This is a genomic window from Devosia sp. A449, assembly GCF_054489375.1.
The window spans coordinates 684,617-709,056 of the sequence record NZ_JBTMWU010000001.1; the positions used below are offsets into that span (position 1 = coordinate 684,617).

Below are 24,440 nucleotides of genomic sequence, written 5' to 3' on the forward strand. Positions count from 1 at the left end.
GCGAGAGCGGGTCAGGGAGCAAGGGGCACCGCGATGAAGCGCCGGTCCGGCCCTTCAAAGCCCAGCGAATAGACGCTGACAATCGCCACCACGCCGGCCGTCGGGTCGGTGTTGAAGGCAGCAAAGCTGTCAAACGGGGCGATCACCCCATAGAGCCGATAGGCCGAGACGCAGCCTCGGCTTTTCGGCACCGTCTCGTCGCGATGCACTTCGGTGCTGGTGCCGTCCTTGGTGTAAATGAGGGCAAAGCCGGTGACTGGTTCATCGGTATAGCTGGCGCAGGCGGCGTCGCCCGGCGCGGTGAAGCTCTCCAGCGTCAAATCGAACACATGGTCCGGCGCGCTCATGCCATAGCTCGGCCAGCCGACACTCAGCTGGTTGAAATCGGCATCGACCGTGCCGTCGCCATTCAGCGCCAGAATGTCCACCGGCTCGGTGATGCCATATTGTTCGAGCAGCGGCTTTGCCTGTTCCTGCGCTTCGGCGCGGGCCTGGGGCAGGCCGACACTCTCATCGTCGAGGCGGACGCGGATCGGTGCGCCCTTGACCCAACTGTCACTGCTTAGATCGAGCACATAGATATTGGCATAGGCAAAGCCCGAGCCGTCCTGAATGCCGAATTCTTCAAAGGCGAAATAGCGGAAATCGTCGGAATAGCCGAGATAGTCGATGCCGGCCCGGTCACCGGCAAAAGCGGGGGTGGCGAGGGTGAGGGCGAGGGCCGCGCCGAGCCAGAATGGCGCGCGCCCGCTCACCGGGTTAGCCGCGTCCGGTTGAGCCAAAGCCGTTATGGCCGCGTTCAGTGTCATCGAGCGTCTCCACCGTTACGAAACTTGCCGCGCTGACCGGGGCGATCACCATCTGGGCAATGCGGTCGCCGCGGCGCAGGGTGAATTCGGCCTGCCCCAGATTGATCAGCGGCACCATCACCTCGCCGCGATAATCGGCGTCGATTGTGCCCGGCGCGTTGAGCACAGTCACCCCATATTTGACCGCGAGGCCCGAGCGCGGCCGCACCTGTGCCTCGTGGCCTTCGGGCAGCGCCATGGCAAAGCCGCAAGGCACCAGCCCGCGCACACCCGGCGCTAGCACCATCACTTCGCCTACCGGCAGCGCGGCGGCCAGATCCATGCCGGCGGCGCCGGCGGTCTGCCGGCTCGGCACGGGCAGGCCCACGCCATGCGGCAGCCAGACCAGGTCGACGGAAACCACATCAATCATCGTATAGGCCTCACAGCGAAGTCAGCGTCAGCAGGCGCCACAGCAGCGCCGCCATGGTCAGCCCGGTAATCCCCATCAGCCCCAGCATGGCCCAGCGCAGCACTCGATCGCGCGGGCGGGCCTTGTTGGCGTGATAATCGGCCAGCGCCAGTTCGGCCTGCTCGATGATGATGGGCAGTCGCCCGGCCGCCTCGGCGGCGGTGGTGAAATGGTCCTTGATGTCTTCCAGCCGCCCCAGCGGTCCGGCTTCCTTGCGCAGCCAATCGCCCACCACCGGCTCGGCCACGGTCCAGATATCGAGATGCGGATCAAGCGCGCGGGCGACGCCTTCGACCAGCACCATGGATTTTTGCAGCAGCACCAGCTCGGGGCGCGTCTCCATGGAAAACAGGTCGGTGATGGTGAACAGCTGGCCGAGCACGCGGGCCATGGAAATATCCGAGGCGGTGCGGCCATGCAGCGGCTCGCCGATGGAGCGGATGGCGAGGGCAAAGTCGTCGACCGACTGGTCCTTGGGAACATAGCCGATATCGAAATGCCGTTCGGCCACCAGGCGATAATTGCGGGTGATGAAGCCGTAAAGAATGTCGGCGAGGAAGCGGCGTTCCTTGCGGTTGATGCGACCCATAATGCCGAAATCGACGGCGATGACGTCGCCATTGCGCCGATCGGCGAACAGATTACCCGGATGCATGTCGGCATGGAAAAAGCCGTCGCGGATGGCATGGCGCAGGAAGCTCTGCAGCAGGTTGGCCGCCAGCGCCTTGCGATCGACCCCGGCGGCATCGAGCGCCGCATGGTCGCGAATCGGGATGCCGTCGACCCAGCTGGTGGTCAGCACATTTTGCGCGACGTGATCCCACGACACGGTGGGGATGACGAAGCCGGTGTCGTTTTTGATGTTCTCGGCCATTTCCGAAATGGACGCAGCTTCGAGCCGTAAATCGAGTTCGAGCCGTGCCGAGCGGTCGAGGGTGGCCACCACTTCGGTGGGACGCAGACGGCGGGTCGAGTGCACCAGCCCCTCGGCCAGCCGCGCGACCGCGTAAAAGCTCTCGATATCGGCCATGAAGCGGGCTTCGACGCCGGGGCGCAGGATCTTGACCGCGACGGTCTTGGGCAGGCCGCTGGCCGGCTTGAGCCTGGCCTGATGCACCTGGGCGATGGAGGCGGCGGCGATGGGCGGGGACAGCTCGGTCAGCTCGTCGGCCTTGTCGCCCAATGCGGTCTTGAGAATGGCCGGCACCAGCGTGGCGTCGAACGGGTCCATCTTGTCCTGCAGCCCGGCCAAATCATTGGCGATCTGCGGCCCGACCACATCGGGGCGGGTGGCCAGGGTCTGGCCGAATTTGACATAGGTGGGGCCGAGCCGGTTGAGCGCCTTGTTGAGGCGTTCGACATGGCCGGTCTTACGCACGCTGGGGCGCTCGATCAGCCGGCCCAGCCAGATGCCGAGGCGCAGCGGCGCCAGCGCGGGGGGCAGTTCACCGGGAATGGACAGCGCCCCTTCGCGCGCCAGCACATAGCCGGCGCGGAACAGACGGAGATAAGCGCCGATGACCATGGGCTAGAGCTTCCATCCGGAGAACAGCGTGGCGATGTTGCCGGTGAAGGAGGTGTGTTTGGCGCGCTTGAAGCCGGCCTGGGTCAGCATGGCGGTAAACGCCGTCGGGGCAGGGAATTTGCGGATCGATTCGACGAAATATTGGTAGGGCTGGGAATCCCCGGTCACCACCTTGCCCATCGGCGGGATCACCCGGTCGGAATAGAGCTTGTAGAGACTGTCGAGGCCCGGCACGTCGACCTGGGAGAATTCCAGCACCAGAATGCGGCCGCCGCGCTTGAGCACGCGATGCGCCTCGTCGAGCGCCTTCTGGACGCGCGGCACGTTGCGGATGCCGAAGGCGATCGTATAGGCGTCAAAGCTGTTGTCGGCGAAGGGCAGCTCTTCGGCATTGGCTTCGACAAAGCTGGCCTGCGCCGGATAGCGCCAGGCCTTGGCACGCTCGGCCCCGACCCGCAGCATGTCCGAATTGATGTCCGAGACCACGACTTCGGCATAGCCGACCGAGGCATTGATGATGCGCTCGGCGATGTCGCCGGTGCCCCCGGCCATGTCGAGGACCTGATACGGCCGCGTGCCGGTCTTGGGCGGCGCCAGCTCATTGACCAGGGCGTCCTTCCACAAGCGATGCACGCCGGCGCTCATCAGATCATTCATCAAATCATAGCGGTCGGCCACATTATGGAACACCGCATTGACCAGGCCCTGCTTGTCGTCCATCGCCACGGTCTGCTCGCCGAAATGAGTGGTCTCGCGCGCGTCGGTCATGGCATCGTCCAATCGGCCTTGTATGATATTCGTACATCTCGTACGGCCGCACCATATGCAACCCATTCTGGCTTTGCCATGGCACAAAGCCGCACAGGTAAAGAGGCCAACAATGCCCGAACTGCCCGAGGTCGAAACCGTACGCCGGGGGCTGGAGCCCTGGCTGGTGGAGGCGCGGATCGATTCCGTGACGCTGCGCCGCGCCAATCTGCGCTTTCCGTTTCCCGAGGGATTGGCCGCAGCGCTGGAAGGCCAGACCATCGTGTCGGTGGGTCGCCGCGCCAAATATCTGCTGATCGGGCTGAGCAATGGCCAGACCGTGCTGAGCCATCTGGGCATGACCGGCTCCTGGCGCTTTGCCGAGCACGGCATCGACAAGCCGCCGCGCTATTACGAGCCGGGCACCGAGCCCAAACATGATCACATGATCTGGGATATTTCCCATCCCGCCCATGGCAAGAGCCATCTGATCTATGCCGATCCGCGCCGCTTCGGTTTCATCGATCTCTATGACGATATTGGCGACAGCCCCTATCTCAAGGATCTGGGCCCCGAGCCGCTGGGTAATGATTTCAATGCCGACATGATGGCGGCCAAGTTCAAGGGCAAGAAATCCCCGATCAAGGCAGCGCTGCTCGATCAGCGGGTAGTGGCGGGGCTGGGCAATATCTATGTGGCCGAGGCGCTGCACCGGGCCCATATCCTGCCCACGGTGCTGGCCGGCACGCTGGTGACCGCCAAGGGCAAGCCCAAGGCGGCGTTGGAGGACCTGGCCCATGCGGTGCGGCAGGTGCTGGTGGAGGCCATCGAAGTGGGTGGCTCGACCCTGCGCGACTTCCGCAATGCCGAAGGCGGCTCGGGCTATTTCCAGCATCGTTTCGCCGTCTATGACCGCGAAGGCGAGCCCTGTCCGACCCCGCTCTGCACCGGCACCATCCAGCGCATCGTGCAGTCGGGACGCTCGACGTTTTTCTGTCCGGTGTGCCAGAAGGCGCCATAGCAGGCCTCAGCGCCCCTTGTGGCCTGAATCCAGTTGACGCTCACCCCGCCATCCCCTATAGACCGCCCAACTTGGTGGCAGACGAACGCCGCCGAATTTCATTTCATCCCGGACGCCTGTGACCCATGAGGGTGCATGTGGCCGGTTGGACGCCAAGAGGACCGTTATGGCCAATACTCCTTCAGCCAAGAAGGCCACCCGCAAGATCGAAGCCCGCACCGCGGTCAACAAGTCGCGCCGTTCGCGCGTGCGCACCTTCATCCGCAAGGTTGAAGAAGCCATTGTTGCCGGCGACCACGCAGTTGCCATGGCAGCGCTGAGCGCAGCGGCTCCCGAGATCAACCGTGCGGCCACTCGCGGTATCGTCCACGCCAATCTGGCGGCCCGCAAGATTTCCCGCCTCAATAGCCGGGTCAAGGCGCTTAGCGCCTGATCGGCCAGCGCGGCGCCCTAAGGGCTGCTGCTGCCAGCATGTGAAACTGGGCTCCGCAAGGGGCCCATTTTCTTTGTATGGTACCGGGCAAGGTTTTTCCGTCTGTCCGGCGTCCTACGAAGCTCCTGACAGGATAGCCAATTGCCGGACGGGTATGCCCGTTTGGGGCTTTGTGCTGGCCTGCCAAAGGCTTGGCGCCATGAAGGTCGTTTTTGCCGCAGCGCGGAAATCGGGCGTGCGGCGGAAAAATCACCCGGGCGGAAATAAATTTTTTACCCTTCGGGCCGACTTAAGGAATGGAATCTGCGTTGAGTCACAGACCCTTGCTTTGAGGGACTTTGGCGGGGGCGGGGGACCAGAAATCACAACCTCGGAGTCAACCCCTCATTTTAAAGATTCCACGGTTGCGGGGCCAAAACCCTGCCTCTAAAGTGAATTGGTCAACACGGCAAAGGACACCAAGAATGAGTGTCCGGCGAGGTTGGCAGGCTCATTTTCCGAGCGTTGGTTTTTAGCTTCTCGGCGGCAACGCCGCAGGTGTTTTTGTACCGGTGAAGGTTGTGTTGGCAGCGTGTTTGGGGGCCAGTCCCCTCGATATCGGCATGGTTCAGTAGGCCTTCGGCCGTAGGGCCGGGTTCACGACAAGATTGAGATGGCAGCCGGTGGGGCAACCACCGGGGAGTGTAAATGCGTCCGCAATGTCGGACGCCAACGGCGAAGCTATGGCCAGTTGGAGCCCTCCGGTTCCGGCCACGGCAGAAAAAATGACAGGGCACATCCACTGGCTTTGCGGGCCAGCGGATCGAACAGAATGGGGCACATCAAGATGACGCGACAGGCAATTGCCGGAGGGGATGATTGGGCCAAGGCCAATTCCTCCTCTTCCCTTCCGACCACTCAAGGCGAAAAACCTGTCATGACCACTTCCGACACCTCCGAAGGCCAGCGCGATCTGTGGAACCGGGTCCGCGCGCGCCTCAAGGCCGGTGTTGGCGAAGATGTCTTCGCGTCCTGGTTCGCCCGGCTGGAGCTCGAGGAAATTGTCGAGGACGTGGTGCATCTGTCGGCGCCGACGCGCTTCCTCTGCTCCTGGGTCCAGTCCAACTACAGCGACCGGATTCTGGAATCCTTCCGCCAGGATGCTGCGGAAGTCGGCCGCATTCAGGTGACTTTGCGCGTCAATGGTCAGGCCCGCCCGCGCCTGGTCCAGGCCAATGCCGAACCCGCCGCCCCCAATGAAACCGCTGCTCCCGCTCTGGCGCCTGCCCCGCTGCCGACGACGAGCCAGCCGCGCATGGTGCGCGACAATTCTGCCGCCAAGGGCGATGCCCTGGCCGGCAGTGCCATCGATCCGCGCATGACCTTTGAGAGCTTTGTGCCCGGTGGCGCCAATGAAATGGCGCTCGGCGTGGCCAAGCAGATCGCCCAGGCGGTCGCCAACAACACCGTGACCTTCAATCCGGTCTACATTCATTCCACGGTCGGTCTGGGCAAGAGCCACCTGCTCAACGCCATCGCCCATGCGGTGCAGCAGGCCGAGCCGTCCAAGAATATCGTCTATCTGACCGCCGACCACTTCATGTATCATTTCATCACCGCCGTGCAGCGCCAGTCGGCACTCGGCTTCAAGGAATGGCTGCGTCGGGTCGATCTGCTGCTCATCGACGACATGCAGTTCCTGCAGGGCAAGTCCGCCACCGAATTCGGCCATACGCTGGGCACGCTGCTCACCGGCGCCAAGCAGGTGGTGGTAGCCGGCGATGCACCGCCGCGTGATCTCGAAATGCTCGACGAACGCATCAAGTCGCGCCTGTCGGGCGGGCTGGTGGTGCCGATTTCCGGCTTCGATCTCGATCTGCGCCGGGCCATCGTGCAGCGCCGCGCCGAGCAGTCGGCAACCCGCTATGGCATGCATTTCCCGGTGCCGGTGATCGACTATGTCGCCCGCGCCGTGGTCAGCCATGGCCGCGATCTCGATGGCGCGGTCAACCGCCTCGTCGCCGCCAACCAGCTGACCGGTGAACTGATCACCGTGCCGCTGGCCGAAAAGACCCTGGGCGACCTGATCCGCAGCCGCGAAGCCCGCCGCGTCCGTATCGAGGACATCCTCAAGATCGTCTCGCGCCACTACAAGGTGCCGCGCAACGAGCTGCTGTCGGCCCGTCGCTCGCGCGACGTGGTGCGTCCGCGCCAGATCGCCATGTTCCTCGCCAAGGCGCTGACCTCGCGGTCGCTGCCCGAAATCGGCCGGCGCTTCGGCGGCCGCGATCACACCACCGTGCTGCACTCGGTGCGCAAGGTCGAGCAGATGATCAAGGACGACGTGGAACTGGCGCAGGAGATCGAGCTGCTCAAGCGCATGCTCGAAGAATAGCGGGCGGGTTGCCCCCTTCTCCCCTCGCTGGGAGAAGGGCAGACCAATGCGACGGAAAATCCTGCGGCAAACCTGTCCCCGCCCTTGCCTTTGCGTTCACAAATTGTAAATGTCCAAACCCCGGTCCGCCGGGGTTTTTTGTCGTCGCGTAGTGCCAGGGAAGTTGCCGAATGAAAGTCACGCTCGAACGCAATCATCTGCTCAAGTCGCTGAGCCATGTGCATCGGGTGGTGGAGCGGCGCAACACCTACCCCATTCTGGCCAACGTGCTGTTCAAGGCCAGCGACGACAAGGTCGAGCTGCGCGCCACCGACCTCGACATCGAAGTCACCGAATCGGTGCCGGCCATGGTGTCGACTGCCGGCACCACCACGGTCCCGGCCCATACGCTCTATGAAATCGTCCGCAAGCTCTCCGATGGCGCCGAAGTGCGGCTCGAGACCGATGGCGGCGAGAACATGGTGCTCACCTCGGGCCGCTCGCGCTTCAACCTGGCGTGTCTGTCGCCGGACAGCTTCCCCGATCTTAAGTCGGGCAGCTTCGGCCATGAATTCACCATGCCCGCCTCGGCTTTGCGCGAGTTGATCGAGCGCACCCAGTTCGCCATCTCCAACGAGGAGACGCGCTACTATCTCAACGGCATCTATTTCCACACCGTCGACATTTCCAATGTCGGCACCGTACTGCGCGCCGTCGCCACCGACGGCCACCGCATGGCCCGCGCCGAGCTGGACGCGCCGGCTGGTGCCCAGGGCATGCCCGGCATCATCGTGCCGAAAAAGACCGTGGGTGAAGTGCAAAAGCTGCTCGACGGCGCCGATGGCGACGTCACGGTGGAAGTCAGCGACACCAAGATCCGCTTCACCGTCGGCACCGTGGTGCTGCTCAGTAAGCTGATCGAAGGCACCTTCCCCGATTACGATCGGGTGACCCCCAAGAATAACGACAAGCAGATGAATGTCGATCGCGCCAGCTTTGCCATCGCTGTCGACCGCGTCTCCACCATTGCCTCCGATCGCGGCGGCAAGGCGGTCAAGCTGCATGCCACCAACGGCCTGCTCGAACTGTCGGTGACCAATCCCGACCATGGCACGGCCAGCGAAGAGCTGGCCGTGGAATTTGAAACCGACGGCTTCGAGATCGGCTTCAATGCCCGCTATCTGCTCGACATCATCGGCCAGATTCGTTCGGAAAACGCCGTCTTCATGTTCAACGACGCCGGCTCGCCGACGCTGGTCAAGGACGACGGCGAAACCCGCGCGCTCTACGTGCTGATGCCGATGCGGGTGTAAGTGGCGTCCCGCAGGGGAAATCGCTCCGGTGGAGCGATTTAAGCCGCGAACGCCCGGAGAGCTATGCTCGCAGGGCCCAGACTTGTCGCATGCTCGATCCTCCCTTCTCCCCTTGAGGGAGAAGGTGCCCGAAGGGCGGATGAGGGGTCTGCGATGGTGAAGCCTGCAATGCCGACTGTTACGACCCCTCACCCGTCTCGGCTGCGCCGATCCACCCTCTCCCTCAAGGGGAGAGGGGTAGAAAGGGTGTAATGACCCGTCACCTCTCCCGCCTGCGCCTCACCGCCTTCCGCAATTATGCCGCGGCGGCGCTGGATCTTGATTCTCGCCATGTCGTACTGACCGGCCCCAATGGCGCCGGCAAGACCAACCTGCTCGAAGCCATTTCGGTGCTGTCGCCCGGCCGGGGGCTGCGTGGGGCCAGTTTTGAGACCCTGCAGGCCCATGGCAGCGATATCGGCTGGGCGGTGGCGGCCACCATCGAAACCGATAACGGACCGGCCGATATCGGCACCGGCGCGGCGCCTGAAGGCGGGCGGCGGGTGCGCATCAATGGCGCCAATGCCCGCTCTATCGAGGCGATGAGCGACTATCTGCGCGTGCTGTGGTTGACCCCGGCGATGGATGGATTGTTTTCCGGCCCGGCCGGCGATCGGCGGCGCTTTCTCGATCGGCTCGTCACCACCCTCATTCCCAGCCACTCGGCCTCGGTCGGCGATTACGAAAAGGCCATGCGCCAGCGCAATCGGCTGCTGGAAGAGCAGGGCGATCCGGCCTGGCTCAATGCCATCGAGGCGCAGATGGCCGAGCTGGGTGCTTCGATCCATCTGGCGCGCGCCGATAGCCTTGAGCATCTGCAGGCGCTGATCGAGCAGAGTCTCGATGATGTCAGTTTCCCGGCCGCCCATCTGGCGCTGACGCCGCTGCTGGAGGGCGTGGTCGACCATCCGTCCTCGGCGGCGCTGGAAACCGCCCTGCGCGACGCCTGGCGGGCCGCGCGCGGGGTTGATCGTGCCGCCGGGCGCACCATATCAGGGCCACACCGGGTCGATCTTGAGGTGACCTATGCCCAAAAGGGCATGCCGGCCGCGCTGGGCTCGACCGGCGAGCAAAAGGCACTGCTGATCGGCCTCATCCTGGCGCATGCGCGCTTGGTCAAATTGCGCACCGCCATCACCCCGTTTCTGCTGCTTGACGAGATCGCCGCCCATCTCGATCCCGACCGGCGCCGGGCGCTGTTTTTGGCGCTCGACGGGTTGGGTACGCAGTGTTTTCTGACTGGTACCGACCGGGTCTTGTTCGAGGCGCTGGGCGAGCGGGCGCAGCTGATCACGGTGCGCGATGGACGGGTTTATCCCGACTGAGGCGGCGCCTGGGAATGAACCGGCGAATCGGGGCGCCTATCCCCCGCAAATGGCCCGAAAAAGCCCATTTTGCTTGGGGTTAGACCCCTGTTCCGGTAGAACAAAGTACCTGCGAAATAGACTGATTCGGACCCCATGACCGATAGCGAAAATCCCATTCCCGACGAATACGGCGCTGACAGCATCAAGGTGCTCAAGGGCCTCGACGCCGTGCGCAAGCGCCCCGGCATGTATATCGGCGATACCGATGACGGTTCGGGCCTGCATCACATGGTCTATGAGGTGGTGGATAACGCCATTGACGAGGCGCTGGCCGGTCACGCCGACCTGGTCACGGTGTCGCTCAATGCCGATGGTTCGGTGACGGTCAACGACAATGGTCGCGGCATTCCCACTGGCATCCATCAGGAAGAGGGCATCTCGGCGGCCGAGGTCATCATGACCCAGCTCCATGCCGGCGGTAAATTCGACCAGAACAGCTACAAGGTCTCGGGGGGCCTGCACGGCGTGGGCGTGTCGGTGGTCAATGCGCTGAGCCAGTGGCTGCGGCTCAATATCCGCCGCGACGGCAAGATTTTCGAGATGGGTTTCACCCATGGCGTCGCCGATGCGCCGTTGGCCCAGACCGGCACCTATGTCGCCAACAAGCAGCCCGGCACTTATGAAGGCCGCAGCGGCAGCGCCATCAGCTTTTTCCCCTCGACCGACACCTTCACCATGGTCGAGTTCGATTTCAAGACGCTGGAGCATCGCCTGCGCGAGTTGGCCTTCCTGAACTCGGGCGTCCGCATCATTCTCAACGATTCCCGCCACCCCGAGCTGGTCAGCACCGAGCTGTATTACGAGGGTGGTCTCGAAGCCTTCGTCAAATATCTCGATAAGTCCAAGACCGGCGTGCTCGAGGCGCCAATCACCATGATCGGCGAAAAGGACGGCATCGTCGTCGAAGTCTCGCTGCAGTGGAATGACAGCTATCACGAGAACGTGCTGTGCTTCACCAACAACATCCCGCAGCGCGATGGCGGCACCCATCTGGCCGGCCTGCGCGGCGCCTTGACGCGCCAGGTGGTCGGCTATGCCGAAAGCTCGGGCATCGCCAAGCGCGAAAAAGTCAGCATGACCGGCGACGACACCCGCGAGGGGCTGACCTGCGTGCTTTCGGTGAAAGTCCCCGATCCGAAATTCAGCTCGCAGACCAAGGACAAGCTGGTCTCCTCCGAAGTTCGCCCGGTCGTTGAAAGCATCGTCAACGACAAGCTCGGCCAGTGGTTCGAAGAGCATCCCAACGAGGCCAAGATCATTGTCGGCAAGGTGGCGGAAGCCGCTGCCGCCCGCGAAGCCGCCCGCAAGGCGCGCGAACTGACCCGCCGCAAGGGCGCGTTGGAAATCTCCTCGCTCCCCGGCAAGCTGGCCGACTGCCAGGAACGCGACCCGGCCAAGTCTGAAATCTTCATCGTCGAGGGTGACTCGGCTGGTGGCTCGGCCAAGCAGGGCCGCGACCGCTCCAATCAGGCGGTGCTGCCGCTGCGCGGCAAGATCCTCAATGTCGAGCGCGCCCGCTTTGACCGCATGATTTCCTCCGATCAGGTCGGCACGCTGATCACGGCGCTCGGCACCGGCATTGGTCGCGAAGAGTTCAACGCCGACAAGCTGCGCTACCACAAGATCATCATCATGACTGACGCCGACGTGGACGGCGCCCATATTCGCACCCTGCTCCTGACCTTCTTCTACCGGCAGACGCCGGAGCTGATTGAGCGCGGCCACATCTACATCGCCCAGCCGCCGCTCTACAAAGCCATGCGCGGCAAGTCCGAGCAGTACCTCAAGGACGAAGCGGCGCTGGACAAATATCTGATGGAAGCCGGGCTCGACGACGCGGTATTCAAGACCCGTGACGGCGTCGAACATGCCGGCGGCGACCTGCTTGGCATCGTGCAGCAGGCGCGCGATATCGTGCTGGCCATCGACAATCTCAACACCCGCTATAATCGCAGCCTGGTCGAACAGGCGGCGATTGTCGGCGGGCTCGATCCCGATGGCCTGGCCGATCCGGACCGCATCACCGGCACCATGAACCGCATCTCCAACCGGCTCGACCGCATTTCCGACGAGCTGGAACGCGGCTGGTCCGGCGCCATCACCGACGACGAAAGCCTGGCCTTCTCGCGCACCGTGCGCGGCGTGACCGAGACCCACGTCATCGACAAGCTGCTGCTGCAAAGCGCCGACGCGCGCAAGCTGCGCCAGCTCGCCGACCGGCTGGACGAAATCTATGGCGGCGTGCCGACGCTGACCCGCAAGGGCGACTCCATTCCCGTGTTTGGCCCGGCTTCGCTGTTCAAGGCAGTGACCGATGCCGGCCGCAAGGGCGTGTCGCTGCAGCGCTACAAGGGCCTGGGGGAAATGAATGCCTCCCAGCTCTGGGAAACCACGCTCGACCCCAATGCCCGCACCCTGCTCAAGGTCGAGATCGACAACACCACCGAAGCGGACGAGATTTTCACCGCCCTGATGGGCGACCTGGTCGAACCCCGCCGCGACTTCATTCAGGACAATGCCCTCAGCGTCAGCAACCTGGACGTCTAGCAACACTTGCATCGGGCGGCGCCCGATGCTCTGCTTCTCGCTGGCGGCGCATGATGTGCCCAACCATTTTGGGGGCGGTTTATCATGGCGCCCGTGCAGCGCGATAGCCGACAGATCATCCGTCGCCTGCTGGCCGACGGGTTCATCCTTGTATCGACACGCGGTTCGCACCATAAATATCGGCATCTGCCGAGTGGGTGGACGGTGATACTGCCGCATCCGCGCAAGGACATTCCTGTTGGTACGGTCCGCTCGATCTATCGACAGGCAGGTTGGGACCCAGACAGCGATGCGTGAACTCCACTACATTGCGCTCATCCACAAGGACGCCGATTCCGGTTACGGCGTATCGTTTCCCGATGTTCCCGGTGTGATCGCAGTCGCCGATACGCTGGATGACGCCATCGCCGAAGCCGCCGCGGTCTTGGCCTTTGCCTTTGAGGATTGGCCGGGCGAGCGACCGGTGCCGCGGACCCTTGAAGCGCTGCGGCTCGATAGTGATTTTCAGGCAGCGGTAACCGAGGCGGTGGTTGCTGTCATCCGGCCATCGGCTGAGTATTACCAAGCCGCTGAATAGGCAAAACCCCATGAAAAACATCGGCTTTCTCTCCTTTGGTCACTGGTCGCCCTCGGTGCAGTCGCAGACGCGGTCGGCTGGGGATGCGCTGCTGCAATCGATCGATCTGGCCGTGGCGGCCGAGGAATTGGGGGCCGATGGCGCCTATTTCCGGGTGCATCATTTTGCCCGCCAGCTGGCGTCGCCATTTCCGCTGCTGGCGGCGATTGGGGCCAGGACTAAAAAGATCGAGATCGGCACGGCCGTCATCGATATGCGCTACGAAAATCCGCTCTATATGGTGGAGGATGCCAGCGCGGCTGACCTCATTTCCGGCGGGCGGTTGCAGCTGGGGATCAGCCGGGGCTCGCCCGAGCAGGTGATCGATGGCTGGCGCTATTTTGGCTATGGCCCGCATGAAGGCCAGACCGAGGCCGACATGGCGCGCGGCCATGCCGAGATCTTTCTTAACCAATTGAAAGGACTGGGCTTTGCCCAGCCCAACCCGCGCCCGATGTTCCCCAATCCGCCAGGTTTCCTGCGGCTTGAACCGCATTCCGAGGGGCTGCGCGATCGCATCTGGTGGGGGGCGGCGACCGATGCGACGGCGGTCTGGGCGGCGCAATTGGGGATGAATTTGCAGAGCTCGACGCTCAAATTCGACGAGAGCGGCAAGCCGTTCCATGTCCAGCAGGCCGAGCAGATTCGGGCCTATCGCGCCGCCTGGAAAGAGGCCGGTCATGCCCGTGAGCCACGGGTGTCGGTCAGCCGGTCGATCTTCGCTTTGGTCAATGATCTGGACCGCGCCTATTTCGGCAATGGCCGTTCGGAAGAGGATCAGTTCGGCTATATCGAGCCGGAAAAGCGCGCCGTGTTCGGTCGCGGCTATACTGCAGAACCCGATGTTTTAATTAAGGAATTGGCGATGGACGAGGCCATTGCCGAGGCCGATACGCTGCTGCTCACCGTGCCCAATCAGCTCGGCGTCGACTATAATGCGCATGTCATCGAGAGCATTCTGACCCATGTTGCGCCGGCGCTGGGCTGGCGCTGAGATCTAGGGCAGGCGGTAGTCCGAACCTGCGCAATTGCTGGCTTTCCAGTAGGAATCCACCGGGGTGAAATGGCCATGCGCGGCCTGTTCGACGCTGGCGGCGAAGGCCATGGCGCGGCATTCGTCGGGGCCGGCGACGACGTGGACCAGCTCGTGCAATATGGTCAGGCGGCGCAGATTGTCGGTGCCCGAATTGAAGAATTGGGGGCAGAACACCAAAGAAATCACCCCTTCTTCTGGCGGCAGGCGGACAAAGGCGGCAAAGCGGTCGCAGGAGCCGCTGGCTTTGTCACGGGTGACAAATTTGACTGTGATATCTGCGCCCCAATGGTCGGATTGGAAGCGCTGCCGCGTCAACGCCTGCTCGTAGGCGGCGATATCGAGCAAGAACGCGCTGCCAGCAAGCTGACGCTTTGCTTGCGAAAAGCTTGCGATGGCGGCCTCGAGCGCCGCGTCGCGCATTTGGCTTGGCGACGCGGCCATGACCGGGGTGGTCAGCAGCGCGATCAGGATGGCGATCAACGGGCGGAAATTCATGTCGCATGCCTCTAGCCGGTCCGACCGGGGACCGGCAAGTCTGTGACGCGCTGGCAACACCTGCCGGCAAACCGGCAAAACCCCACATAAACCGGCCACATTTGCCCCGGAGAAGAATGGGCTGATCACGCGGCAAGCGCCCCGGCAGCAATGCCGCGCCCGCGTCGAGGTCAGTATTTGCCTTAACCCTTCGGCAACCTGTGGTTCCCCGACGCTGCGGAACAGGATAGAAGCGGGCAAAAGGCACCAGTTTTTCTAAGGTCTGCTTGATGGATTTTCGCATTTCCGCCGATGACCGCGTGGGCAACCAGCCGGCCAAGGGCAATAAGCCCAAGGCTGCGGCGCGGGGTAAGGCCGGAGAGCGGGTCGAGCCCTCCATTGGTCAATCGATGAGCTTTTCCGTCGCTGATGAACGCAGCGGTGGCGGCGGTGGTGGCGGCAAGCCGCCCAAGGCCCCCAAGCGCGGCAAGGCCCAGCCGGCCAGGGCGCGCAAGAAGCGTTCGCGTAGCGGCGGGTTCCTCATGGGCCTGCTGTGGTGGAGCTTTGTTGCGTGCCTGTGGGGCGGCATCGCCGTCATTGGCGTCATCGTCTATTACGGGGCGCAGCTGCCCTCATCCAACACCTGGGCCATTCCCGACCGGCCGCCCAATATCCGCATTCTGGCGGCCGATGGCAGCCTGATTTCCAATCGCGGCGCCACCGGCGGCGAGGCGGTGACCTATCGCGAGCTGCCCTATTATGTGCCGGCCGCCATCATCGCCAGCGAAGACCGCCGCTATATGAGCCATTTCGGCGTCGATCCGATCGGCCTGATTTCGGTGGCCATTGAATCGGTGCAGGCGCGCGGCGTGACCCGCGGCGCCTCGACCATCACCCAGCAGGTGGCCAAGAACCTGTTCCTCACCCCCGACCAGACCCTGGGCCGCAAGGTGCAGGAAGCCATTCTGGCCGTGTGGCTGGAGCAGAATTACTCCAAGGAAGACATTCTCGAACTCTATATGAACCGCGTCTATTTCGGCGCCGGGGCAACGGGTATAGAGGCGGCGGCGCAGACCTATTTCGGCGTCTCGGCGCGCAATCTGTCGCTGGGCCAGGCGGCCATGCTGGCCGGCATCCTGCCCGCGCCCTCGGCCTATAATCCCAAGTCCAATCCCGAGCGGGCCATCGAGCGGCAGCGCCTGTCGCTCAACGCCATGGCGCGCGACGGCTTCATCACGCCCGAGGAAGCCGCAGCGGCCCAGATCGACCCCAACCAGAGCGTGCGCACCCGCGTCGCCGGTTCGGAAGACTATGTGGCCGACTGGGTCGAAAGCCTGATGACCGCCTATATTGGCGACATCGAAAGCGACGTGGTGGTGCAGACCACCATCGACTTCAAGATGCAGAAGGATGCCGAGTTCATCGTCAAGGAACTGGTCGCCTCCGAAGGCCCCAAGCGCGGCTTTAGCCAGGGCGCGCTGGTCGCTATGGATGTCGATGGCAAGGTGCGCGCCATGGTGGGTGGCGTCGATTATCAGGCCAGCCAGTATAATCGCGCCGTCACCGCCAAGCGTCAGCCCGGCTCGACCTTCAAGCCCTTCGTTTACATGGCCGCCATGGAAAAGGGCTACACGCCCGATACCTTGGCCGAAGACGCCCAGTTTGACTACAATGGCTGGAGCCCGCGCAATGCCTCCGGCAAATATGCCGGCACCGTGACCCTGCGCCAGGGCCTGGCCTATTCGCTCAACACCATCACGGCGCGCCTGGCCATCGACGTCACCCCGCAGGCGGTGATCGACGTGGCCACCCGCATGGGCATTTCCTCCCACCTGACGCCCGTGCCCGCCATCGGGCTGGGCACCCAGGAAGTGAACCTGCTCGAGCTGACCAGCGCCTACGCCCCCTTCGCCAATGGCGGTATGGGCGTCATTCCCAATGTCATCACCTCGATCCAATCCAAGGATGGCGATCTGCTGTATCAGGCCTCCGATGCCGGCCCCGGCCGCGTCGTCGATCCCAAGGTGCTGGCCGAGATGAACGACATGCTCAAGGAAGCGGTCGAAGTCGGTACGGGCCGCAGCGCCAATGTCGGCGGCTGGGAATTTGCCGGCAAGACCGGCACCAGCCAGAACGCCCGCGACGCGCTGTTTGTCGGCTACACCTCGGCCATGGTCACCGGCGTCTGGCTCGGCAATGACAATGACACCAAGACCACATTGTCGGGCGGCAACGTGCCGGCGGCGATCTGGTCGCAATTCATGACCAAGGCGCATGCCGGCAAGTCCATGGCCCCGATTCCGGGCGGCAACTATAACGGCCAGCTGGTCGCCCAGCAGGTGATCGACCCGACCACCGGCCAGCCGATGACGCAATATGTCGATGCCAATACCGGCCAGCCGGTACAGACCATGACCGATCCGGCCACCGGCCAGCTGCTGCAGCTCGATCCGGCCACTGGCCAATATCTGCCGGCGACCACGGCGGTGCCGGCCAGCCAGCCAATGCAGGGTGGCCAGATGGTCGATCCGGCGACAGGCATGCCGATCGGCAATGGCGGCGGCATGCTGGTCGACGCCAATGGGGTGCAGATCGATCCGACCACCGGCATGCCGGTGGGCCAGATCGTGCAGGATCAGGCCATCGATCCGGTCACCGGCTATCCGCTGCAGCCGCAGAATCCCGGCCTCACCCAGGCGCCGATTGACCCGAGCACCGGCCTGCCGATGGTCCTGGTGGTCGATCCGGCCACCGGCCAGCAGGTCTGGGTGCCCAGCGCCCCGGCCCAGATGCAGCCGCCGGCCCCCTTGGGCCAGCCGGTGCCGATCGAAAACGAACGCAGCCAACGCACGCTGATGGATCTGATTTTCGGCGATCAGCAGAACTAGGGGCTTCGCCCCTTTTACTGGAGCGCATCACCAAACTCGGTGTCGTCCCGGCCTTGAGCCGGGACCCATCCTGAGATGGGTGTGATGGCTCACCCGATCACCTTGCGGCGACGGGTTGATCTCGAGCTGGGCCCCGGCTCAAGGCTGGGGTGACATCGGGGGTGGGGAGCCTTCGGGGATAAGTCGCCTTAGGCGCCGTGTACCATCAATTGCCGACCATGGGTTTTCAGCCAGGCGCGGCCGCGGTCCATGTCGGGGAGGGTGCGTTTGACCGTGGCCCAGAAGGCGGGGGAGTGGTTCATTTCCACCAGATGGGCGACTTCGTGGGCGGCGACATAGTCGAGCACGAAGGGCGGGGCCAGCACCAGGCGCCAGTTGTAATTGATATTGCCCGAGGATGAGCAGGAGCCCCAGCGGCTGGCCTGACTGCGCATCTTGACCGATTTGACGGTGACATTGAGCCGCTCGGCATGGATGGCGGTGCGCAGTTCGAGATCGGCCTGCGCCTGTTGCTTGAACCAGTCGGTCAGCCTTCGGGCTTGATGGGCCGCATCGCCGGGCACCAGCAGCACTGGCGCGCCATCGTCGTCAGCGATTTCGACCCGGCCGCGCAGCTTGCCGGTGCCGATGATGCGGTGGTCCACCCCGCGCAGGGGGACGACGCCGCCATCGGCGAAACTGGTGGCGGTGGGCGCGCGCTGGATGCGGGCGGCCAGCCAGTTGCGGTGGCGGATGAGGAAGGCCTCGGCTTCGGTCCATTTGCCATGCGGCGGCAGGGTGAGCACCGGGCCGCCGCTATGGGGAATCGACAGCCGATAGCTGCGCGTCCGCGCATTGACGCGCACCGTGACGGTCACCGGCGCCCCATCGATGTCGATGAGGGTGCTGGCCGGAATTTTGGACTTGGCGCGGAAGAACAGGTTCATGGGGGCCGTGGGGAATCGTTGGGGGAGTGTAGCGCGGGATGGCGTCACACGCACGGTCAGTCCCTTTTTCCGTGCATCGGCGTGTTGGGCTCCACCCCACCCTCAATCCCTCCCCATCAAGGGGAGGGAGGCGCAAGTTGCGATGGCGGTGTTCATCGTCTCCCTCCCCCTTGTGGGGAGGGATCAAGGGTGGGGGTGGATTGGCCACTATATTGGGGCTCTCGCACCCCCTCCTAGCCTCCCCCGTCAAGGGGGAGGTACAGCGCAGTGGATGGGGGAGATGAGGGCAAGCCGCCAGCGCCCAAGAAAAAAAGCGCCCCTTTTGGGGGCGCTAGTTTGGTCCGGGGACCGACTTCAGGGGAGGAAGGGATTAGCCGTTATTGTTGGTCCAGCTGTCGCCATTGTCGGGCTTGGGCTGGTCAAAGCCCTGGCGCGAGCCACGGCGTTCGTTCATGAAGCGATCGAATTCTTCGCGATCCTTGGCCTTGTTGAGGTTGGCCATATATTCGTGGAAGGCGTCGATTTCGGCGTCGAGGCGGGCGCGTTCTTCTTCGAGGCGCTTGAGCTGTTCGGCGCGATAGTCGTCAAAGGCTGCATTGCCGCTCGAGCTCATGCCGTAACTCCGCTTGTTCCAGCTCTGGTGGCCCTTGTTGGACGAGCACCAGGCTTTGCCCTTGTTGAAATAGGCTTGGGCCTTTTCCGGCGAGCCGCCGAATTTTTCGCCCCAGAGGATGTAGCCCAGCACCGCCAGGCCGAGCGGCCAAAAGATGATAAAGCCCATAACCATGAGGGCGATGGTCAGCGGCGACCATTGTGGTTTGATGATTGCTGTGGTCATTTCGGTTTCAGTCTCCCAGTCACGATGAGCTTTACATGGCCCGTGCCGAGACAGGATCAATGCTGTGCCCATGGATTTTTTGGTCTTGAAACTGGATTTTTGTCTCCCTATGGCGCGACGGATTTTTGCCTCGGAAGGGCTTTGAAATGAGTATGATCCAGGCCGATGGCCTGCCTTTGCCCTCGACCTGGCGGCCGCTGCGGCTGCAGACGCTGGTGCTGCTGCGCTGGCTGGCGGTGGGTGGCCAGACCATCGGCGTGCTGTTTGTCGCCTTCGGGCTGGGCTTTCCGCTGCCGCTGTTTGAATGTTTTGTGCTGATCGCCCTGTCGGCGCTGGTCAATCTGTGGCTGGTGCTGAAGCTGGGGACTTCCTACCGGCCGTCGGTGCGCTCGGCCGCCGGCCAGGTGGCGTTCGACCTGTTGCAATTGGGCGGGCTGCTGGCGCTGACCGGCGGGCTGCAGAATCCGTTTTCGCTGCTGCTGCTGGCGCCGGTTTCGGTGTCGGCGACGACGCTGCCGCAGCGGGCCACCTTTCTGGTGGCCCTGCTGGCGGTGGTGATCGCCTCGATCCTGTCGGTGTGGCATTTGCCGCTGCCGTGGAATCCGCTCGAGCGCATCGTCTTCAACCGCATCTATGTCATCGGCATCTGGGTTTCGATCGTCTGCGGCGTGGTGTTCATTTCCGCCTATGTCAGTCGCGTCGCCCATGATGCGCGCCAGATCGCCGACGCCTTGGCGGCCACCGAGCTGGCGCTGTCGCGCAAGGAGCAATTATCGGCGCTGGACGGGCTGGCCGCTGCCGCCGCGCATGAGCTGGGCACGCCGCTCTCTACCATTGCGCTGGCGGCCAAGGAGATGCGCAGCGAGGCCGAGCCGGGCAGCGATCTGGCCGAGGATGTGGAACTGATCATCGCTCAGGCGGCGCGCTGCCGGGCGATCCTGGCCAAGCTGCGCAATCTGGGCAATGAAAGCGGCGACCCGTTTGCGGCGGTGCCGCTGACCGATCTGCTGGCCGAAGTGGCGCGGCCGCATGAAGGGCGCGGCAAGGCGATCCTGTTTTATTACGAGAAGGCAGCCGGCCCGGCGCCGGTGTTCCAGCGCAGCGTGGGACTGCTGTATGGGCTGGGCAATCTGATCGAGAATGCCAGTGATTTCGCCCGCTCGACGGTGCGGGTCGAGGCGGCGTGGGATGGTGAGGCGGTATCGGTGTCGATCACCGATGACGGGCCGGGCTTTGCGCCGGAGCTGATCGCGCGGCTGGGCGAGCCCTATCTCACCAGCCGCCCGCGCGATCCGCAGGGGCCTGACGCCAACAAGCCCGGCGGGCTGGGGCTGGGCGTGTTCATCGCCAAGACGCTGCTGGAGCGCACCGGGGGGCGGCTGGCCTTCGAAAATATCGCCGCCAATGGCCATGCAAGGGTGCGCATCGTCTGGCCGCGCAGTGCGGTGGAAGGGACTGCCTGAGCGGGGGCTCAGGCAGCAAGCACGGCAGGCCGGCGGGTGGTGATGATGAAGGTCACGATAAAGGTGGCGCTCATCAGCAGCACGATGGTCGGGGCCGGGGCGCTGTCGATGAAGAAGCTGGCATAGATGCCGAGCAGCGAGCAACTGACCGAGACGGCCACTGCGATACCCAGCATCGGGGCGAAACGCTTGGAGAGCAGATAGGCGATGGCGCCGGGGGCCACCAGCAGGGCGATGGCCAGCACGATGCCGACGGCGGTCAGCGCGGCGACGATGGTCAGCGACAACATGGCCAGCAGCCCATAATGCAGCACCCGCACCGGCAGGCCGATGGCGCCCGCCTGTTGCGGATCGAAGGTGAACAGCAGCAGATCGCGCCATTTGGCGAGCACGATGGCGGTGACCACCAGCGCGATCAGACCGGTCTGGATCAGATCGGCCGGGCCGATGCCGAGGATGTCGCCGAACAGGATATGGTCGAGATGCACATCGGTCTGGATCGAGGTGTAGAGCACAATGCCGAGACCGAAGAGGCCGGCAAACACCACCCCCATCACCGTGTCTTCCTTGATGCGGGAATTTTCCTTGAGATAGCCGACCGCCAGGGCGCAGCCCATGCCGGCGCCAAAGGCGCCGATGCCGAGCGGGATGCCGACAATATAGGCCAGCACCACGCCGGGCAGCACGGCATGGGAGATGGCGTCGCCCATCAGCGACCAGCCCTTGAGCACCAGGAAGCAACTGAGCAGGGCGGTGGGAATGGCGACCATGAGGGCGATGATCATGGCGTTGGTCATGAAGGGGAAGTGGAACGGCCACAGCGCGTAAATGAGGAACTCGTTCATGACGCGATCTCCCTAGCGGCGCGGCGTCTGGCGGCGAGCAGGCCATGCTTGGGGGCAAAGACGAAGGCGAGCAGGAAGACAACGGTCTGCAGCACGACGATGACGCCGCCGGTGGCGCCATCGAGGAAGAAGGAAATATAGGCCCCGACCAGCGAGGACAGCGTGCCCACCGCGATGGCGATCAGGATCAGCCGGGGGAAGCGGTCGGTCAGCAGATACGCCGTGGCGCCGGGGGTGACGACCATGGCGATGACCAGGAAGGCGCCGACGGTCTGCATGGCGGCGACGGTGCAGGCGGCGAGCAGGGTGAAGAAGATGCCGCGCAGCAAGGGCGGGTTGAGGCCGATGGAGCGGGCGTGGCTTTCATCGAAAAACACCACCATCAGATCTTTCCAGATCACCAGCATCACCGCCAGCGTCACCACGGCAATCAGCACCAGTTGCAGCGTGTCTTCGGGGGTAACGGCCAGGATATTGCCCATGACGATCGTCTGGATATTGACCGAGGTCGGCGACAGCGAAATCATGAACAGGCCGAGGCCGAAAAACCCGGTGAAGATCAGCCCGATCACCGCATCTTCCTTGAGCTTGGTGCGCTGGGTGAGAAACAGCATGGCGGCAGCGGCGAGGCCGCCGGAAAAGAAGGCGCCGATGGAAAACGGCAGGCCCAGCATATAGGCGCCGGCCACGCCGGGCACGATGGAGTGGCTCAGCGCGTCGCCGATCAGCGACCAGCCCTTGAGCATCAGATAGGCCGAGAGGAAGGCGCAGACGCCGCCGACCAGCGCCGAAACCCAGATGGCGTTGATCATGTAATGATAGTTGAAGGGCAGCAGCAGGGTTTCGATCATTCGTCGACCTTGTCGGACTGTTTTGTCGTCATCTTGCCGGTCTCGCCATACATCACCAGCGGGCGTTCATCGTCGGTCAGCACGGTGATGTGGCGCGGATCGTCGTCGTCATGCAGGGCGGCGCCGGCCAGCACGAAGTGGCGCAACGCCCCGCCAAAGGTGATTTCGAGCCATTCGCGGGTGAACACTTCGGCGGTGGGGCCGGAGGCGAGTACGGTGCCCTTGACCAAGACGGTGCGGTCGCAGAATTCGGGGACCGAGCCCAGATTATGCGTCGACACCAGCATCACCTTGCCCTCGTCGCGCAGGTCGCGCAGCAGGGCGACAATGGCATCCTCGGTCTTGACGTCGACGCCGGTAAACGGCTCGTCGAGCAGGATGACCTGGCCTTCCTGCGCCAGCGCGCGAGCGAGGAAGACGCGCTTTTTCTGCCCACCGGAGAGTTCGCCGATCTGGCGATGGCGGAACTCCACCATGTTGACGCGTTCCAGCGCCCGGGTGACCATCTGGTGATCCAGCGGCTTGGGGCGGCGCAGCAGGCCCATATGGCCATAGCGGCCCATCATCACCACGTCCTCGACCAGCACCGGGAAATTCCAGTCGACATCTTCCGACTGCGGCACATAGGCGACGAGGTTGCGCTTGAGCGCCTGCCTCCCCTGCACGCCGAGGATTTCCACGGTGCCGCCAGCCAGCGGCACAAAGCCCATAATGGCCTTGAACAGGGTGGATTTGCCCGAGCCATTGACCCCCACCAGCGCGGTAATGGAACCGCGCGGAATGGTGAAGCTGGCATGCTTGATGGCGGTGGTGCCATTGCGATAGGCGACGGTGATGTCGCTGACCACAAGGCCCGGCGCGGCGATATCGTGCGTCATGTCGTTCATGGCGTCAGCCCTTCGACAATCGTGGTGGTGGTGACCTTGAGCAGGTCGAGATAGGTCGGCACCGGGCCATCGGGCTCGCTCAGCGAATCCACATAGAGCACGCCGCCATATTTGATGTCGGTTTCGCGGGCGACCTGCTGGGCCGGCTTGGGCGAAATGGTGGATTCCGAAAAGATCGCCGGCACATCATGCTCGCGCACCTGGTCGATGACATGGCGCACCTGCTGCGGCGTGCCCTGCTGATCGGCATTGATCGGCCAGAGATAGAGTTCCTTGAGGCCGAAATCGCGCGTCAGATAGGAGAAGGCGCCTTCCGAACTGGCGAGCCAGCGCCGGTCCTCGGGAATGGCGGCGATGGCGGCGCGGATCGGGGCGACGGTGGCGGTGATCTCGGCCGAATAGGCGGCGGCATTGGCGTCGTAGATCGCGGCGTTGACCGGATCGGCGGCGACGAAGGCGGCGCGGATATTGTCGACATAGACCAGCGCATCGGTGGGCGACATCCAGGCATGCGGATTGGGCTTGCCGGAATAGGGGCCCTCGCCAATGCCCATCGGATCAATGCCGGTGGTGACCACCACCGAAGGCACCGCGCCCAGATTGGCGAGGAACTGCTCGAACCATTGTTCCAGATTAAGCCCGTTCCACAGGATCAGATCGGCCCCCTGCGCGGCGATTAGATCGCCGGGGGTGGGCTGGTAATTATGGATTTCGGCGCCCGGCTTGGTGATCGACACCACATCGGCGGCATCGCCGGCGACGTTGCGGGCCATGTCGGCGATGATGGTGAAAGTGGTGACGGCCTTGAGGCGATCCTGAGCGGTGGCGGGCAGTGTCGCGGCGAGCGCCGCAGACAGAACGAGGGCAGCAAACACGCGACGATGCATCGATCACTCCAAAATCAGTCCCTCATAGGTAGTGCAATTGCAAATCATTCGCAATAGCGGATTGGGCGGGGCGGGAATGGGGGATGCGGCACCGCAAACCGCATCGCGCGCGTGATAGCGGCAA

General features: G+C 63.7%; 22 protein-coding genes. 11 read left to right on the top strand and 11 right to left on the bottom strand.

The annotated features are described in order from the left end of the window. Positions 1-11: 11 nt before the first annotated feature. From ACX3OW_RS03355 to ubiE, 4 genes are read right to left on the bottom strand one after another with little or no spacing between them, the layout of a single operon-like run. Complete coding sequence (locus ACX3OW_RS03355) at positions 12-809, bottom strand: DUF2259 domain-containing protein (protein ID WP_459094318.1); 798 nt, start codon at positions 807-809, stop codon at positions 12-14. Further along, positions 760-1,221: a dUTP diphosphatase gene (dut, locus tag ACX3OW_RS03360; protein ID WP_459094319.1), complete on the bottom strand. Its 462-nt coding sequence runs from the start codon at positions 1,219-1,221 to the stop codon at positions 760-762. Before dut ends, ACX3OW_RS03355 begins: the two co-directional genes overlap by 50 nt. A 10-nt stretch (positions 1,222-1,231) precedes the next feature. After that, the gene (gene ubiB, locus ACX3OW_RS03365) at positions 1,232-2,785 is read right to left on the bottom strand and encodes a 2-polyprenylphenol 6-hydroxylase (RefSeq protein ID WP_459094320.1); all 1,554 of its coding nucleotides are present in this window, start codon (positions 2,783-2,785) and stop codon (positions 1,232-1,234) included. Between the two features lie 3 nt (positions 2,786-2,788). Further along, positions 2,789-3,553 (bottom strand): bifunctional demethylmenaquinone methyltransferase/2-methoxy-6-polyprenyl-1,4-benzoquinol methylase UbiE, encoded by a 765-nt coding sequence (gene ubiE / locus ACX3OW_RS03370; protein WP_459094321.1) that lies wholly within the window; start codon positions 3,551-3,553, stop codon positions 2,789-2,791. A 112-nt stretch (positions 3,554-3,665) separates the two neighbouring features. On the opposite strand from ubiE, the gene mutM reads away from it, so the two are divergent. From mutM to ACX3OW_RS03415, 9 genes are all read left to right on the top strand, one after another. Beyond that, positions 3,666-4,553: a bifunctional DNA-formamidopyrimidine glycosylase/DNA-(apurinic or apyrimidinic site) lyase gene (gene mutM / locus ACX3OW_RS03375; protein ID WP_459094322.1), complete on the top strand. Its 888-nt coding sequence runs from the start codon at positions 3,666-3,668 to the stop codon at positions 4,551-4,553. A 166-nt stretch (positions 4,554-4,719) separates the two neighbouring features. Then, positions 4,720-4,986 (top strand): 30S ribosomal protein S20, encoded by a 267-nt coding sequence (gene rpsT / locus ACX3OW_RS03380; RefSeq protein ID WP_459094323.1) that lies wholly within the window; start codon positions 4,720-4,722, stop codon positions 4,984-4,986. 916 nt (positions 4,987-5,902) lie between these two features. After that, positions 5,903-7,360: a chromosomal replication initiator protein DnaA gene (dnaA, locus tag ACX3OW_RS03385; RefSeq protein ID WP_459094324.1), complete on the top strand. Its 1,458-nt coding sequence runs from the start codon at positions 5,903-5,905 to the stop codon at positions 7,358-7,360. A gap of 170 nt (positions 7,361-7,530) precedes the next feature. After that, positions 7,531-8,652: a DNA polymerase III subunit beta gene (gene dnaN / locus ACX3OW_RS03390; protein ID WP_459094325.1), complete on the top strand. Its 1,122-nt coding sequence runs from the start codon at positions 7,531-7,533 to the stop codon at positions 8,650-8,652. 251 nt (positions 8,653-8,903) lie between these two features. Further along, positions 8,904-10,016, top strand: coding sequence for a DNA replication/repair protein RecF (recF, locus tag ACX3OW_RS03395; protein WP_459094326.1), 1,113 nt, complete (start codon positions 8,904-8,906; stop codon positions 10,014-10,016). 135 nt (positions 10,017-10,151) lie between these two features. After that, positions 10,152-12,605, top strand: coding sequence for a DNA topoisomerase (ATP-hydrolyzing) subunit B (gyrB, locus tag ACX3OW_RS03400; RefSeq protein ID WP_459094327.1), 2,454 nt, complete (start codon positions 10,152-10,154; stop codon positions 12,603-12,605). A gap of 84 nt (positions 12,606-12,689) precedes the next feature. Then, entirely contained in the window at positions 12,690-12,902 is a 213-nt protein-coding gene (locus ACX3OW_RS03405; RefSeq protein WP_459094328.1) for a type II toxin-antitoxin system HicA family toxin, read from the top strand. Further along, complete coding sequence (locus ACX3OW_RS03410) at positions 12,895-13,182, top strand: type II toxin-antitoxin system HicB family antitoxin (protein WP_459094329.1); 288 nt, start codon at positions 12,895-12,897, stop codon at positions 13,180-13,182. The genes ACX3OW_RS03405 and ACX3OW_RS03410 overlap by 8 nt, the downstream gene beginning before the upstream one ends. Positions 13,183-13,192: 10 nt before the next feature. Then, entirely contained in the window at positions 13,193-14,215 is a 1,023-nt protein-coding gene (locus tag ACX3OW_RS03415; RefSeq protein WP_459094330.1) for an LLM class flavin-dependent oxidoreductase, read from the top strand. 3 nt (positions 14,216-14,218) lie between these two features. On the opposite strand, the gene ACX3OW_RS03420 is transcribed toward ACX3OW_RS03415, so the two are convergent. Next, the gene (locus ACX3OW_RS03420) at positions 14,219-14,752 is read right to left on the bottom strand and encodes a hypothetical protein (RefSeq protein WP_459094331.1); all 534 of its coding nucleotides are present in this window, start codon (positions 14,750-14,752) and stop codon (positions 14,219-14,221) included. A gap of 269 nt (positions 14,753-15,021) precedes the next feature. On the opposite strand from ACX3OW_RS03420, the gene ACX3OW_RS03425 reads away from it, so the two are divergent. After that, positions 15,022-17,619, top strand: coding sequence for a transglycosylase domain-containing protein (locus ACX3OW_RS03425; protein WP_459094332.1), 2,598 nt, complete (start codon positions 15,022-15,024; stop codon positions 17,617-17,619). A gap of 188 nt (positions 17,620-17,807) precedes the next feature. On the opposite strand, the gene ACX3OW_RS03430 is transcribed toward ACX3OW_RS03425, so the two are convergent. Together ACX3OW_RS03430 and ACX3OW_RS03435 are read right to left on the bottom strand one after the other, a co-directional pair. After that, positions 17,808-18,545 carry a M48 family metallopeptidase gene (locus ACX3OW_RS03430; protein ID WP_459094333.1) on the bottom strand — a complete coding sequence of 246 codons (738 nt, stop codon included), beginning with the start codon at positions 18,543-18,545 and terminating at the stop codon, positions 17,808-17,810. A gap of 370 nt (positions 18,546-18,915) precedes the next feature. After that, positions 18,916-19,383, bottom strand: a complete 468-nt coding sequence (locus ACX3OW_RS03435; RefSeq protein ID WP_459094334.1) for a DUF2852 domain-containing protein — start codon at positions 19,381-19,383, stop codon at positions 18,916-18,918. A 146-nt stretch (positions 19,384-19,529) separates the two neighbouring features. Here ACX3OW_RS03435 and ACX3OW_RS03440 point away from each other — a divergent pair, with 146 nt between their 5' ends. Next, entirely contained in the window at positions 19,530-20,846 is a 1,317-nt protein-coding gene (locus ACX3OW_RS03440; RefSeq protein WP_459094335.1) for an ActS/PrrB/RegB family redox-sensitive histidine kinase, read from the top strand. 8 nt (positions 20,847-20,854) lie between these two features. Here ACX3OW_RS03440 and ACX3OW_RS03445 read toward each other — a convergent pair whose 3' ends face one another. From ACX3OW_RS03445 to ACX3OW_RS03460, 4 genes are read right to left on the bottom strand one after another with little or no spacing between them, the layout of a single operon-like run. Then, positions 20,855-21,691, bottom strand: a complete 837-nt coding sequence (locus ACX3OW_RS03445) for a metal ABC transporter permease (protein WP_459094336.1) — start codon at positions 21,689-21,691, stop codon at positions 20,855-20,857. After that, positions 21,688-22,542 (bottom strand): metal ABC transporter permease, encoded by an 855-nt coding sequence (locus ACX3OW_RS03450; protein ID WP_459094337.1) that lies wholly within the window; start codon positions 22,540-22,542, stop codon positions 21,688-21,690. Before ACX3OW_RS03450 ends, ACX3OW_RS03445 begins: the two co-directional genes overlap by 4 nt. Continuing rightward, positions 22,539-23,429, bottom strand: coding sequence for a manganese/iron ABC transporter ATP-binding protein (locus ACX3OW_RS03455; protein WP_459094338.1), 891 nt, complete (start codon positions 23,427-23,429; stop codon positions 22,539-22,541). The genes ACX3OW_RS03450 and ACX3OW_RS03455 overlap by 4 nt, the downstream gene beginning before the upstream one ends. After that, positions 23,426-24,316 carry a metal ABC transporter substrate-binding protein gene (locus ACX3OW_RS03460; protein ID WP_459094339.1) on the bottom strand — a complete coding sequence of 297 codons (891 nt, stop codon included), beginning with the start codon at positions 24,314-24,316 and terminating at the stop codon, positions 23,426-23,428. Before ACX3OW_RS03460 ends, ACX3OW_RS03455 begins: the two co-directional genes overlap by 4 nt. Positions 24,317-24,440 lie beyond the last annotated feature (124 nt).